This is a genomic window from Pigmentiphaga sp., from assembly GCF_019689535.1.
Lineage (GTDB): Bacteria > Pseudomonadota > Gammaproteobacteria > Burkholderiales > Burkholderiaceae_B > Pigmentiphaga.
The window spans coordinates 1-12,676 of record NZ_JADGHH010000101.1; the positions used below are offsets into that span (position 1 = coordinate 1).

Here is a 12,676-nt window from a genome sequence, read left to right on the forward strand (position 1 = left end):
GCATTATATGCACATAATGTTTACTATATACACATTGCGCTATAGTTTGCACAGCGGGACATAGGCTGTCAACGCGCGGCAGCGCACTTTCCGACGAGGCATACATGGGAATCGATTACCGGTCGCTCGAGGGCGACATATATGAGGTTGTCATCAACCGGCCTGAACGCATGAATGCGTTGGACGTGCCGGCCAAGCGGGAGCTGGGGCGCGTCTGGCGCGAGGCGGCGGAGGATCCGGCCGTCAAGGTGCTGGTGCTGCGCGGCGCAGGCGAAAAAGCCTTTTGCGCGGGATCGGACATTAAGGAAATGCAGGCCACGGGAACGATGGTCGACACCCGGACCCTGATGGACGCCATTCCCGGAATAGGCGTTGAACTGAACAAGCCCGTGGTGGCGGCATTGCACGGATACACCATAGGCATGGGCCTGACCCTGGCCATCCACGCGGATTTCCGCATTGCCGCGGAAACCGGCAAGCTGGGGTTCCCGGAGGTGCAGCACGGCATGCTGTCCGGCGTCAGCGCCGTGACTCTGCCGGGATTGGTCGGCGAGCCGCGGGCATTGGATCTCATGCTGACCGCGCGCTTGGTCGACCCGCAAGAGGCACTGCGCATCGGCTTGGTCGACGAAGTCGCGCCCGATAGCTTCGCCGCCGCGCTGGCGCTCGCGCGTCGCATCGCCTCGAACTCCGCCGCGGCCGTCGCGCAGACCAAGCGGCTGATTCTGCTCGAGCGCCGCCGCCGGGCGCGCGAGCACGCCGCGGTCATCGACGATGCGCGGATGGCCGTCCTGGATTCCAAGGAGTTCGGCGACGTGGTGGCGCACAAACCCGGGGCGGGCCGGGTGCGTTGAGCCGCGGGCATTGCGGCCGCAGAGCGGGTCAGGCGTCGGTGCGGCGCACCCGTCGCCCTGGGGCGAGCAGCTTGCCAATGTCCAGTTCCGCCAGCAGCGCGACGGTGCCCTGCGCAAGCTGTGACTGGGGCCGGTCGCGCGCCGTGGCCAGCACGAGGTTGTTGAGCATGCGGGGCTCGACGATGGTCGAGACCTTGAAGGGCTTGCCGCCTATGGTCTTGGAGACCGGGGCCGCGCTGCGCGGGACGATGGCGTAGCCTTGCCCGGTCATTGCCAGTTTGAGCAGCGTGTGCACGGCATCGACTTCGGCGACGATATTGAGCTTGATGTCGTGGGGCCGGCAATTGGCCTCGATGACGTTGCGAACTGCGTTGGGAATGCTGGGCACCAGCACCGGATATCGCTCGAGCTCCTTGGCGGCAAGTCGCGCCGGTAGGGGAAAGGCGGCCGTGGGGCGGCCGCACAGCATCATCTCTTCGCGATAGAGGCTGCGGTACTCCAGTTTGGGGCTCGGCGGCGGATCGAACAAGAGCGCGATCTCGATCTTTCCGAGCAACAGGTCTTCGCGGAGCGCCACGCTCAAGCCTTCCGATACCGAGATCGAGGCTTCCGGATAGCGGCCCCGGAATTCCTTGACCAGCGCAGGCGTCAGCACGTGCGCGATGCGCGGCGGAAGGCCGACGGTCAGCCTGCCCGTGGGCTGTTCGCGCAGGGCCTGGATGTCTGCCTGCGCCTGGCGCGTCAGCTTCAGGATGGCATCGCCGTAGGAGAGCAGGCATTTGCCAGACTCGGTCAGTTCGACCCCGCGCCCGGTGCGAACCAGCAAATGGCTCTTGAGCTCGAGTTCCAGCAGGCGGATGTGGCGGCTCAGGGTTGGTTGGGAGACGCCGAGCACCATCGCGGCGCGCGTCAGGCTGCCCAGTTCTGCCACGCGCACGAAGGATTCGAGCTGCTGCAAGTCCATTATTTAATTTTCAGATATCAGATGTAGCCGCTATTTTATTGATGAAAATAAGTGGGGTGCGCACAATGCTGCCTCGACCAAGACCGTAGAACGTGCGCGGCTGCCCGCGCGCCGCGCGGCACGCCTGAGGAGACCTTATGAATTTTTCGCGCAAATTGCTGGCGCCCGCCGCCGCCATGGCCGTGCTGGCCGCTGCCTGGAGCCCGGCCGTCCATGCGGAGGATTACCCGAACCGCCCCGTGCGCATCGTGATTCCTTTTGCGCCTGGCGGGAGCAACGACATCGTGGGCCGGCTCATTGGCGAAGAGCTGGCCAAGCGGCTGGGGCAGCCCTTCATCGTGGACAATCGGGGGGGCGCTGGTGGCACCATCGGAACCGATCTCGTGGCCAAGTCCCGGCCCGACGGCTATACGCTGTTGCTGATTTCCACCCCCCACACGGCAAACGCGACGCTTTACAAGAAGCTGCCTTACGATCCCAATAAAGACTTTGCGCCGATTGCGAGGATGGCGACCGCACCGCTGCTCATCTCGGTGTATCCGGGCCTGCCGGTCAAGACCCTGTCCGAGCTCATCGCCTATGCCAAGGCCAATCCCGGCAAGCTCAACTATGTGTCTTCGGGCGTAGGCAGTTCGCAGCACCTCGTGAGCGAATTGTTCCAGATCCGCGCTGGCATATCGATGACGCACGTGCCCTATAAGGGGGCGGGCGCGGCGCTCGCCGATGTCGCGGCCGGCCATGCACAGGTGTCGGTGGGAACCGTGTTGCAGGCCTTGCCCCACGTCAAGGCGAACCGGCTGCGGCCGTTGGCGGTGAGCGGCCCGCAGCGCCAGGCAGTGCTGCCGGATGTCCCGACCGTCGACGAGGCCGGCCTGTCGGGCTATGACGGCGACAACTGGTGGGGCCTGCTCGCTCCCGCAGGCACGCCGCAAGCAATCGTGGACAAGCTCAGCAAGACTGTGGCCGATATTCTTGCAGAGCCCGAGATGCGCCGGCGCTTGGAAGCGGAAAGCGCGACCGTGGCGTATCTCGCGCCGGAGCCGTTCGGAAAATTCCTGGCTTCGGAAACCATCAAATGGGCGGAGCTGATCAAGCGCCTGGGCATCCAGGCCGATTGACCGGGCTGCCGTGTCCCTTCCTCGGGGGCATCGCCCCCATGGGCGGGACCTGATAAGGTAGAACGCGCCGCGCGGCCACCCGTCGGCCGGCGTTTTTTCAGGATGATGTCTATGACTACACCCGCTGCGCTGCTGCTGCGGTATTCTCCTGCCCCCGCCGATGCGGCGGCCGTCGAAAAGCTGGCGGCTGAGGCGGTCGCCGCTTATCCGGGGCGCTTCGAACGCGTCGATGCCCATCGCGCGTTGGACGGTTCCCATCTTTATCTTTATTTCTGGTCGGGTAATCCGGCGGTTTCGTCGATGGGCGGCGAGTTGTCCCGAATGGCTGCCGGCGCCGTGCCGGGCGGCGCGCCCGACGCCTTGTATCTCGTCCCGGTGCAGGACTTGCCGGGAGCATCCCGTGGCGAGGCCGCGGGATATCACTACGTGGTGGAGACTGACGTGCTGCCAGGGTCGGCGGAGGAGCTCAACGCCTGGTATGAACAGGAGCACCTTCCCGGCCTGGCATCGGTGCCTGGCAACGTGCGCTCGCGACGGTTCGTCACGGTCAATGCCGAGGGCACGCAGCGATCGGTGGCCTGTTACGACGTCACCACGCCGGCGATCAAGGAGCACCCCGCATGGCTGGCCGTGCGGGAGACAGAATGGAGCAGCCGTGCGCGCGCGCATTTCCGGAATACGAAGCGCGTCATGTGCGAACGCATCTTCGTGCTTGAGCCAGGCAAAGGAGCATCATGACTGTTGGACGAGCCCACGGCGATTCGCATCCTTTGACGGATGCCCGCATTACCCAAATCGAGACCATTCCGCTCAAGGTCGCGCTGGAGCGGCCCGCCACCGGGTCCACGCTGAAGCTCACGCACCGGTGCACCATCGTGACCCGCGTTCATACCGACGCAGGGGTGGTAGGCGAATGCTTCAACGGCAATGACGATGAATTGCAGCCGGCCATCATCCACCTGATCCAGAATGAGCTTGCGCCCATGCTCATCGGGCGCAAGGTAGCGGCCATCGACGATGCTTGGGCGGCCACTCGCCGCGCGACGGAGCCTTTCCTGCGCGACCGCAGGGTGGCACTGCGGGCCCAGGCCTGCGTGGACAGTGCCCTGCACGATGCGGCGGGCAAGTTGGCAGGCGTGCCCATGCACATACTGTGGGGCGGCGCGCGGGAGCGGGTGCCCGTCGTCGCGTTGGGCGGCTACTACCGCGAAAAGGGAGACCTGGAGGCATTGGCCGACGAAGTGGCCGAGCTCAAAGGCTTTGGCATATACGGGCTCAAGCTCAAGCTGGGGGGCAAGACGCCGGCCGAGGATGCGCGCCGGGCCGAGGCCGTGCGCAAGGCCGGCGGCGATGATTTCGTGCTCGCCTGCGATGCCAATCAAGGCTGGACGCGCGAAGATGCGATCGAGTTCGTGCGCCGCACGCGCGACCTGAACATCGCGTGGTTCGAAGAGCCGTGCCGGTGGGACAACGACCGGGCGGACATGGCGGTGGTGCGCGCGGTGGGCGGCGTGCCGGTGGCCGCGGGGCAAAGCGAGCTGTCGCGTTTCGGCTGCCGCGATCTCATGGTCGCCGGCGCCATCGACATCTGCAACTTCGACGCGAGCTGGGGCGGCGGCCCGACCGAATGGCGGCGCGTCGCGATGCTGGCATCGGCGTTCAACGTTACGGTGATGCAGCACCTGGAGCCGCAGATCGGCTTGATGATGTCCGCAGGGGTGCCGAACGGGCGCTATGCCGAGGTGATGCTGCCGTGGCGCGATCCCTTCTTCTACCGGCTCATCGCCAACCAACCCGAACGGCCCTTTGTGGATGGGTTCTATACGCTGCCCACCGCGCCCGGCTGGGGCATGACCTTCGACACGGACTACCTGGCGTTTGCCCGCCGGGCTTAGCGGCCTAGCGCGCGGCGAGCAAATCCTCGACCGCGCGCGCCGCGGCGAACAGGCGCCGGTCTTGCCCATGCGTTGCCGCCAGCATGAGCCCGACGGGCGCCGAGCCCGGCTCGTGGCACGGCAGGGAGATCGCGCAGCCGTCCAGGAAGTTGATGAAAGTGGGGTTGCGCAGCATCAGCAGGTTGATCCGCGCATACGCGTCATCGTCGTCGAGTTCCGAGAATGCGGGGGCGATGACGGGCGTGGTTGGGCAGGCGATCAGGTCGATCGCTTCGAAATGGCGGCTGACTCGTCGTATCCAGTCGCTTCGGCGCGTTCTCAGCTCGGCCACGTCTTCGGGCGTCATGTGCGCGCCTTTTTCGATGCGGGTTTTCACGCGCGGATCGTAGAGATCGCCGCGCCTGGCCAGCATGTCGCGATGCAAGGGATAGGATTCCGCTGCCGTGAACCCGCCTTTGGCGTTGATGGCCGCAACTTCGCCGAACTCGGCGAACGGGAGCTCCACGACCCGGGCGCCGGCCTGCGCAAGGCGGTGCAGCGTCGCCTGGAATGCAGCAGCGACGTGGCGGTCCAGTCCGTCCAGCACGGCGGTTTGTGGAACGCCTATGCGCAGGTCCGCTAGCGGGATGCGCTCGTGGAGGTGGACAGGGTCGCCGGAGAGCACGCCGTCCACGATGGCGCAGCAGTTTACCGTCGCGCCGATGCCGCCAATGCTGTCCAGCGTGGTCGAGAGTGGGAAGGCGCCTGTCGTCGGCACGCGCGAGGCGGTCGGCTTGAAACCGGTCAGCCCCGTCAGCGCTGCCGGGATACGGCAGGATCCGCCTGTGTCGGTACCGAGCGCGACGGCCGCCATGCCGTCCGCGACAGACACCGCGGCGCCCGAAGACGAGCCGCCGGGAATGCGGCCGGTCCCGCGATCATAGGGGTTGCTGGGCGTGCCGTAGTGCGGATTGAGCCCAAGCCCGGAATAGGCGAACTCCGTCATGTTGGAGCGCCCCATGATGACGAAGCCAGCCTTTCGCAAGCGAGCGACGGCCACCGCATCGGAGCGCGCCGGTTCGGCGTCGGCCAGCACGCGTGAGCCGGCGGCAGTAACCTCTCCGGAGATGTCGAACAGGTCCTTGATCGAGATCGGAATGCCCGCATAGGGGCCGGGCGCATCGCCGCGGGCACGCGCCTGGTCGATGCGGTCGGCCGCGTGCCGTGCTTCTTCCGCGTCGACGCGGATGTAGGTGCGTGCCCCTTCGCCCGAAGGGTCGGTGATGCGCGCCAGGCAGCGCTCGACCAACTCACGGCTGGTCGTGCGTCCCGAGGCAAGTGCGGCGCTCAGGGATTCGAGGGAAGGGGCGAGCAGGTGCATGGGGCGATCCACGGTAAAAAACGTCTTTGCGGCCGCGGCTAGGCGGGGTCGTAGTAGTGTATTTCGAGCAGCAGGCAGCCGCCTTCGGTCTTGAACGGGCCATGCCAGGCGCCAGGCGGCCGCACGGCGTAGGTGTAGCCGGAGAAAGGCGTGCCCCCCTTGCCTTGCGCATCGTTGCCGACGGTGAGGTCGCCGGCAACGAGGAACACTTCTTCCCAGTAGTCGTGGACGATGGGTTCGCGCGTGTAGAGGCCGGGGGGAAAGCGCAGCAGGCGCGTACGGCTGCCGCGCTTGTTGAGCACGTCGAGCGAGCCGGAAAGGATTTTCTCACGGGCGCCGGAGTCTGGGGCATAGCCCTCGGGCAGCTGCCAGCCACGTTCCATGTCCAAGGTGTGGAATTCGTGGTGGGTTTTGTTCACGGGCATGATGGTTTTCCTTTTCGTGAGGGATTGGCATTCAGCCGGCGATTGGCAGGACTTCGACGTCGTAGGCATGCCGAAGCGTCCGGCCGAGGACGGGATCGCAGAGCTCGAGCTCGAAGCGGGGGGCAAAGCGCACGCCGCCACGGGCCGCCAAGGTGCCGCAAAACATGGCGGTGCCCTCGGGTAGGTCTGCGCCGGGACCCGCGTAGCCAGCGACGAGCTCGCGCGGGTCCCGGATCACGGTGACGGGTCCCTCCTGGTAAAGCACGCGTCGTCCGTCCTCGATGACGTGGGCGCGCAGGACCAGGGCGTCCCAATGGTCGGCCACTTCGTCAAAAAGCCACCAGTCGAGGCCGATGGGCTTTTCGCAAAGTTGCTTGGAGATAGTCACGCCCATGGCCTCCACGCGGCGATCCGTGTGGTCCGAGCCAATGCCTATCCAGCGCTGGCCGTCGAGCTGCAGTAGGACGAATTCGACTTCGCCGCTCGAATCAGTGCCGCAGACCTCGATGCGGGGCGACGTGGTCAGGCGGGTTGCAGCGACGCGGTAATACATGGGCGTGGCCTTGGGTCGCGGTACGCCGAGCGCTTCGAGCTCGGCGATGTGCTGTTCCATGGCGGCGGCGTCGCGGCTGGTCCAGCCCGCGACGATGGCGTGCGTAATGGCGACCTCGCGCTGCAGGGCGCCCGTCCGGGTGATGAAGTTCAGATGCATCGTTTGTCGTGGGTCCATGCGTGGTCGCGCCGCCGGGGACACCCCCGGAGCGCCGGGGCCAGGGTGGCATTATTCGATGGACGCGTTGGCCGCTTTGACGACTTTCTGCCAATGCGCGGATTCCTGCGCGATGAACGCACGGAACTCCTCCGGGGTGTCAGCAATGATTGTCAGGCCCATGGATTCCAGGCGCGTCGAGACGGTTGGATCTTTCAGGGCCTGGGCGAACTCGGCGTTCAAGCGCTCCACGATGGGGCTGGGGGTGCCCGCGGGCGCGACGAAGCTATACCAGTTGCCTGCCTGGACGTCGGGATAGCCCACGTCCACCGAGGTCGGAATGTCCGGCGCCTGGGGGGTACGCACCTTGCTTGTCAAGGCGATGGCTTTCAAGCGTCCTGCCCTGACGTGCTGAATGACGTTGGAGAGGTTGTCGCACATTAGCGCCACGCGCCCGCTGAGCACGTCTTGCATGGCGGGCGCCGGGCCTTGGTAGGGCACGTGGACCAAGTCGAGCCCGGCGGACGCCTTGAGCGATTCCCCGCACAAATGGCTCGTGCTCCCGTTGCCAGCCGAAGCGAAGGTGAGTTTGCCGGGCTGCTTCTTTGCTTGCACGACGAGGCTGGGCAGGTCGGAGGCGGGTACGTCGGGGTGTGCCACGATCAGGTTGGGGGTGGAGGCGGCATTGATGATCGGGGCGAAATCGCGGGCCGGGGAGTATGGCAGCTTGGCGTAGACCCAAGGGTTGATCGCGAGCACGCCCGTCGTGGCCATGAGCAGCGTATAGCCGTCGGCCGGCGCGCTTGCGACCTTGGCCGCGCCCAGCGAACCATTGGCACCGGGGCGATTCTCGACGATCACGTTGGCCCCGAGCGACTTGGAGAGCAGGGGAGTCAGCAGCCGGGGAATGACGTCGCTCGTGCTGCCTGGAGGAAAGGGCGTGATGATGGTGATCGTGCGGTTGGGATAGGATTCGGCCCAAGCTGGCATCGCGAAGAACGACAGCCCGAGCGTACCGACAATGGCAAGCTTTCTGTACATGCTGAACTCCCGAACGATGAAACGACTGTTTCGCGCGATCCCGGCTCAGGATCACACGCTGGGGCGCACTTCGGGACGGCGCAGGCAGCTGATCATGGATATCTTCATCAGGTATTCCTTGGCCAGCCGCCGGTCGGCCGCAGTGCGGCTCATCTCCTCGCGCCACGCCTTTTGATGGGCTTCGTCCCGGGTTTCCAGGTTGGTCTTGTTCGCGATCGTGATCTTATTGACGTAGTCGAGCGCGACGGGCCGCCGCTCGGCTTCATACTGGTCGAGCAGCGATGCGTCCGCCTGTCCCAGGCATACGCGGGCAAGTTTGTCGGCGAGGTTGAAAGCATCGTGTATGCCGCCGTTCATGCCCATCCCGCCGAGCGGATTGTTGAGGTGGGCGGCATCGCCCGCCAGGAACACGCGCCCGGCGCGATACTGTCTGGCGACGCGCTGGTGGACCGAATAAATAGTGCGGTGCTCGATCGCGTAGCCGGTGGGGTTTGGGTGCACGCGCTGCAGGCGGCGCTGGATGCTGGCATCGGAGAGGACCTCCTCGTCCCGCTCTCGGGGATTCACGGGAAACATCGCACGCCACAGCCCGGGCACGCGAAGCAGGAAAAACCATTCTTCCGGATCCGCGAAATAGCTGACGTCCGCGAGGTCAGGAATGACGTCCGCGAACTCGAAGGGCGTGCTGGCGACTAGGAAGCGCTCTGGCCAGGTGAAGCCTTCCAACGGAATGGCCAACTGGTCGCGCACTGTGCTGCGCCCGCCGTCGGCGCCGATCAGCCACGCGCCGCGCTCGGTCCAGCCGATTCCCGCTGCGTTGCGGAGGGTCACTGCGACGCCTTGTGCGTCTTGTTCGACCTCGGAGACCCGGGCATCGAACCGTACCTCTGCATGTGGGATGCGCGAGAGGCGGTCGACCAGGAGGCGATTCAGCTTGAATTGCTCGCACTGCAGGCGATAGGGGTGCTGGGTTTCGTCTCCGATCGCACCGAAGTCGAATTCGGCTATCCAGCCGTTGCGGTCGCGGTATTGCAGGCGGGGGGCCACCAGGCCCATATTGATGAGTAATTTCGAAACATCGAGGCTGGCGAGCAGGTCCAGCGTCGAGGGCTGGAAGGTCGAGGCTCGCAATGTCTCGGGAAGGTTGGGTTCGGCTTCGAAGACCGTCACGGGGAGGCCGGCATCGGCCAGGATGTTCGCGGCCGCCAGGCCCACCGGGCCGGCGCCGGCAATGAGGATGCGATCTGCGCGTTGGCTCATGACATGCTGCAGTGTTGGAAGGGTGAGCAGATGCTAGGAGCGCTGTACGCCTCGCATCAAACGATTTATTCTGGACACATCTTGAGTTTTTGGAATGAACGCATGCGGCGTCGCCTACCCAGCATCGGTGCATTGATGGCTTTCGAAGCGGCGGCACGGCACCTGAGCGTCACGCGTGCGGCGGAAGAGCTCGCACTGACCGAGAGTGCGGTTTCGAGGCAGATCTCGCTGCTCGAGGAGCAACTGGGCGTCAAGCTGTTCCATCGCATCAAAAAGCGCATTTCGCTAACGCAAGCAGGCCTCATGTACAGTACTCGCGTGGTCCAGACCATCGAGCGGATCGAGCGGGACACGCTTGAGGTCATGGGCCACGAAGGAGAAGGCTCCGTGCTGGAGGTGGCGGCGCTGCCTACGGTCGGATCGCAGTGGCTGGTGCCGCGCTTGGTGTCGTTCTATGCAGGGTTGGAAGGCGTGACTGTCCACGTCAGCGCGCGCAGCACGCGCTTTTTCTTCAGTGAGAGCGCACTGGACGGCGCGCTGTATTTTGGCGGGCCGGATTGGCCTGGTGCGCACACAGACTACCTGTTCGATGAAATCCTGTTGCCCGTGGGTAGTCCGGCGCTGCTCGAAGGGGCCGCATCGCTCAGCCCGCAGGCTGTCGTGCGTCGGCGTTTGCTGCACCTGATGACGCGGCCTGACGCCTGGAGGCGGTGGTGCGCCACGGCGGGCCTGAGCGGCGTCAACGTCCTGCGCGGTCCGAGATTCGAGGTGCAGTCCATGCTAATCAGTGCTGCCTGCGCCGGATTGGGTGTGGCGCTCCTTCCCCGCTTTCTGATCGCTGACCAGCTGCGCTCGGGCAAGCTCAAGGTCTTGTCCGATTTACCTGTGCGCAGCGAAGGCGCCTACTACTTCGCCTATCCTGTGGAGAAGGCGGCCGATCCTGTATTGATGGCATTCCGCAGTTGGCTGCAGCAGGAAAGCGGGGCGTTCAGGCGCCGAGCGACAGCCGGTGGCGCGCCAGCAGATCGGGGGCGATCCAGGCGTCCGGGTCAGGCGCTGCAGGAAGCGTGATGCGACCATCGCGGATCTGCGGGGCTTCGGCGACGATTTGTTCCGTTAGGGTGAGGAAGAACGTTTGCTCGGCCGCGAAGGCGCATGCCGACGGCGGCACGGCAGCGGCGTGCTGGAGGTTGATCAGCGTGCCGAGCGCGCTTTCTGCATAGATGCCGGTGGCGACGCCGGCGCCGTGCCGCGCGGCGAGTTCGCCGATGGCGATCGTCTCGCTCATGCCTATGCGGCCCGGCTTGGCGCTCAGTGCACGCGCGCCGCGTTCGAGGAACAAGGCGGCGTCGGCCGCCGTGGCGCATGCGCTGTCTACGATGATGGGCAAGCGCGTGCCGCGTTGCAGGGCTTCGAAATGGGCGTCCGGACGCAAGGCGCAGGGGTCTTCCGCGGCCTGGACGCCTTCGTCCTCGAGCAGTCGCAGGTAGGCCGCCGCATCACTGCGGTCGTACGCCGAGTTGGCGTCGACGTTGAGGATCGCATGATCGCCGAGCGCCCGGCGTATCGCGCGCAGCGCTTCCCGGTCCACGTCCATGCCTTGTCCGCCTTTGATCTTGAACGAACGGATGCCATAGCGCTCGGCGGCTTCGGCCGCCTCGCGCGCCATGGCCCCGGGAGCCTGGCGGGTGACCGTCCAGGCCACTTCCACGTCTCGCCTTCCGTTCCAATACTGCCAGAGCGGCTTCCCCGCATGCGCGGCCCGGAGCATCCACGCCGCGCTTTCCAACATGCCCTTGGCGAGCCGGTTTTCCGGGAGTGGCGCCAGGGCTTGGCGCAGCGTTTGGGGGGCAGACAAGTCCAGCCCCATTGCGGCCGGCATGACCAAGTCCTTGAACGCCGCCGCCAGGGACGCAGGCGAGACGCCGGACCAGGTGGCCTTGACCGTCCCTTCGGCCAAGCCGGCCATTCCGGCGTCGGACTCGATGCGCAGCAGGGCATATACGCCCGCGTCTTCGATCGCATTGGCCCATACCACCTGACGGCGGTAGGGAAGGCGGTAGAAGTCCAGCGACCAGCGGGCGATTTTCATGGCACGAGGCTTAGTCGACCTTGATGTTGGCCTGTTTGATCACCTTGGCCCAGACGGCCATTTCGCGCTCGACGTGCGCCTGGAACTCCTCGGGCGTGGTGCCGAGCATCTGCACCCCTTCCGACTTGAACATTTCCCGGAAATCCGGGGCCTGCACGATGCTGTTGAGCGCGCGGTTCAGCTTGTCGATGATGGGCTTGGGCGTGCCGGCGGGCGCAACGTAGCCCCACCAGCCGGAGGCGTCGTAGCCGGGCAGCGTTTCCGCGATGGTCGGGATGTCTGGCAGGACGTTCATGCGCTCCTTGCCGGTGACGGCTATGGCTTTCACGCGGCCGGGCTTCAGGTAGGCCATGGCGCCGGTGTACGTGCTGAACGTGAGCTGCACCTGGCCGCTGGCCACGTCGTTCAACCCCTGGGCCAGCCCCTTGTAGGGCACGTGCATGATGTCGACCTTCGCCATGTCCTTGAACAGCTCTCCCATGAGGTGGGCGCTGCCGCCGTTGCCTGTCGAGGCGTACGACAATTGGCCGGGCTTGGACTTGGCCAGGGCGATGAGTTCCGGCACGGTGTTCGCGGGCAGGCTCGGGTTGGCGATCATCACGTAGGACGACGTGCCCACCAGGGAGATGAAGCTGAAGCTCTTGATCGTGTCGTAGGGCAACTTGGACATCAAGCTGGCGTTGATCGAGTGCGCCGCCGCCGTTTGCAGCAGGGTGTAGCCGTCGGGTTCCGCGCGCGCGACGAATTCGGTGCCGATTACCGTGCCGCCGCCCGGCTTGTTCTCGACGACGACAGACTGCTTGAGCACTTCGGACAGCCGTTGCGCGATGCGCCGGGCCAGCACGTCGTTGATGGCGCCGGGCGTGTACGGCACGATGACCCGTATGGGGCGGGAGGGATAGTCTGCGGCGGGGTCGCCTTGGGCGACGACGGGCAGGGCGCAGGTCGCAGCCACGGC

The 12,676-nt window shown here is 65.6% G+C and carries 13 protein-coding genes; 5 read left to right on the forward strand and 8 right to left on the reverse strand.

Annotation, left to right across the window (positions count from 1 at the left end; all coding sequences use genetic code 11):
* The first annotated feature begins 104 nt into the window (after nucleotides 1-104).
* The gene (locus tag IRZ12_RS10295) at nucleotides 105-854 is read left to right on the forward strand and encodes an enoyl-CoA hydratase/isomerase family protein (protein ID WP_296468036.1); all 750 of its coding nucleotides are present in this window, start codon (nucleotides 105-107) and stop codon (nucleotides 852-854) included.
* A gap of 28 nt (nucleotides 855-882) precedes the next feature.
* On the opposite strand, the gene IRZ12_RS10300 is transcribed toward IRZ12_RS10295, so the two are convergent.
* Entirely contained in the window at nucleotides 883-1,818 is a 936-nt protein-coding gene (locus IRZ12_RS10300; RefSeq protein WP_296468038.1) for a LysR substrate-binding domain-containing protein, read from the reverse strand.
* Between the two features lie 137 nt (nucleotides 1,819-1,955).
* Here IRZ12_RS10300 and IRZ12_RS10305 point away from each other — a divergent pair, with 137 nt between their 5' ends.
* The 3 genes from IRZ12_RS10305 (at nucleotide 1,956) to IRZ12_RS10315 (ending at nucleotide 4,831) form a co-directional block, all read left to right on the forward strand.
* On the forward strand, nucleotides 1,956-2,936 hold the full coding sequence (locus IRZ12_RS10305) for a tripartite tricarboxylate transporter substrate binding protein (protein WP_296468040.1): 981 nt from the start codon (nucleotides 1,956-1,958) through the stop codon (nucleotides 2,934-2,936).
* Nucleotides 2,937-3,047: 111 nt separating this feature from the next.
* Complete coding sequence (locus IRZ12_RS10310; RefSeq protein WP_296468042.1) at nucleotides 3,048-3,674, forward strand: hypothetical protein; 627 nt, start codon at nucleotides 3,048-3,050, stop codon at nucleotides 3,672-3,674.
* Complete coding sequence (locus IRZ12_RS10315) at nucleotides 3,671-4,831, forward strand: mandelate racemase/muconate lactonizing enzyme family protein (protein ID WP_296468043.1); 1,161 nt, start codon at nucleotides 3,671-3,673, stop codon at nucleotides 4,829-4,831. The genes IRZ12_RS10310 and IRZ12_RS10315 overlap by 4 nt, the downstream gene beginning before the upstream one ends.
* Before the next feature lie 4 nt (nucleotides 4,832-4,835).
* Here IRZ12_RS10315 and IRZ12_RS10320 read toward each other — a convergent pair whose 3' ends face one another.
* The 5 genes from IRZ12_RS10320 to IRZ12_RS10340 form a co-directional block, all read right to left on the reverse strand.
* Nucleotides 4,836-6,191, reverse strand: coding sequence for an amidase (locus IRZ12_RS10320; RefSeq protein WP_296468045.1), 1,356 nt, complete (start codon nucleotides 6,189-6,191; stop codon nucleotides 4,836-4,838).
* Nucleotides 6,192-6,229: 38 nt separating this feature from the next.
* Nucleotides 6,230-6,616 carry a cupin gene (locus IRZ12_RS10325; RefSeq protein WP_296468047.1) on the reverse strand — a complete coding sequence of 129 codons (387 nt, stop codon included), beginning with the start codon at nucleotides 6,614-6,616 and terminating at the stop codon, nucleotides 6,230-6,232.
* Nucleotides 6,617-6,647: 31 nt separating this feature from the next.
* The gene (locus tag IRZ12_RS10330) at nucleotides 6,648-7,328 is read right to left on the reverse strand and encodes a DUF2848 domain-containing protein (protein WP_296468049.1); all 681 of its coding nucleotides are present in this window, start codon (nucleotides 7,326-7,328) and stop codon (nucleotides 6,648-6,650) included.
* A gap of 69 nt (nucleotides 7,329-7,397) precedes the next feature.
* Nucleotides 7,398-8,366 (reverse strand): tripartite tricarboxylate transporter substrate binding protein, encoded by a 969-nt coding sequence (locus IRZ12_RS10335; RefSeq protein ID WP_296468051.1) that lies wholly within the window; start codon nucleotides 8,364-8,366, stop codon nucleotides 7,398-7,400.
* A gap of 51 nt (nucleotides 8,367-8,417) precedes the next feature.
* A complete protein-coding gene (locus IRZ12_RS10340) occupies nucleotides 8,418-9,626 on the reverse strand; it encodes an FAD-dependent monooxygenase (protein WP_296468053.1) in 1,209 nt (402 codons plus the stop codon).
* Nucleotides 9,627-9,707: 81 nt separating this feature from the next.
* Here IRZ12_RS10340 and IRZ12_RS10345 point away from each other — a divergent pair, with 81 nt between their 5' ends.
* Nucleotides 9,708-10,697: a LysR substrate-binding domain-containing protein gene (locus IRZ12_RS10345; protein ID WP_296468054.1), complete on the forward strand. Its 990-nt coding sequence runs from the start codon at nucleotides 9,708-9,710 to the stop codon at nucleotides 10,695-10,697.
* Here the strand turns inward: IRZ12_RS10345 and IRZ12_RS10350 are convergent.
* Complete coding sequence (locus tag IRZ12_RS10350; RefSeq protein WP_296468059.1) at nucleotides 10,615-11,718, reverse strand: mandelate racemase/muconate lactonizing enzyme family protein; 1,104 nt, start codon at nucleotides 11,716-11,718, stop codon at nucleotides 10,615-10,617. The two genes, IRZ12_RS10345 and IRZ12_RS10350, sit on opposite strands and share 83 nt — an antisense overlap.
* A 10-nt stretch (nucleotides 11,719-11,728) precedes the next feature.
* Nucleotides 11,729-12,676, reverse strand: a 948-nt coding sequence (locus tag IRZ12_RS10355) for a tripartite tricarboxylate transporter substrate binding protein (RefSeq protein WP_296468061.1), incomplete at its 5' end; no start/stop codon positions are given.

What these genes read in the sequence shown, in the direction of transcription:
- IRZ12_RS10295 (WP_296468036.1), top strand. Translation starts at nt 105, where the DNA reads ATGGGAATCGATTACCGGTCGCTCGAGGGCGACATATATGAGGTTGTC.
- IRZ12_RS10300 (WP_296468038.1), bottom strand. Translation starts at nt 1,818, where the DNA reads ATGGACTTGCAGCAGCTCGAATCCTTCGTGCGCGTGGCAGAACTGGGC.
- IRZ12_RS10305 (WP_296468040.1), top strand. Translation starts at nt 1,956, where the DNA reads ATGAATTTTTCGCGCAAATTGCTGGCGCCCGCCGCCGCCATGGCCGTG.
- IRZ12_RS10310 (WP_296468042.1), top strand. Translation starts at nt 3,048, where the DNA reads ATGACTACACCCGCTGCGCTGCTGCTGCGGTATTCTCCTGCCCCCGCC.
- IRZ12_RS10315 (WP_296468043.1), top strand. Translation starts at nt 3,671, where the DNA reads ATGACTGTTGGACGAGCCCACGGCGATTCGCATCCTTTGACGGATGCC.
- IRZ12_RS10320 (WP_296468045.1), bottom strand. Translation starts at nt 6,191, where the DNA reads ATGCACCTGCTCGCCCCTTCCCTCGAATCCCTGAGCGCCGCACTTGCC.
- IRZ12_RS10325 (WP_296468047.1), bottom strand. Translation starts at nt 6,616, where the DNA reads ATGCCCGTGAACAAAACCCACCACGAATTCCACACCTTGGACATGGAA.
- IRZ12_RS10330 (WP_296468049.1), bottom strand. Translation starts at nt 7,328, where the DNA reads ATGCATCTGAACTTCATCACCCGGACGGGCGCCCTGCAGCGCGAGGTC.
- IRZ12_RS10335 (WP_296468051.1), bottom strand. Translation starts at nt 8,366, where the DNA reads ATGTACAGAAAGCTTGCCATTGTCGGTACGCTCGGGCTGTCGTTCTTC.
- IRZ12_RS10340 (WP_296468053.1), bottom strand. Translation starts at nt 9,626, where the DNA reads ATGAGCCAACGCGCAGATCGCATCCTCATTGCCGGCGCCGGCCCGGTG.
- IRZ12_RS10350 (WP_296468059.1), bottom strand. Translation starts at nt 11,718, where the DNA reads ATGAAAATCGCCCGCTGGTCGCTGGACTTCTACCGCCTTCCCTACCGC.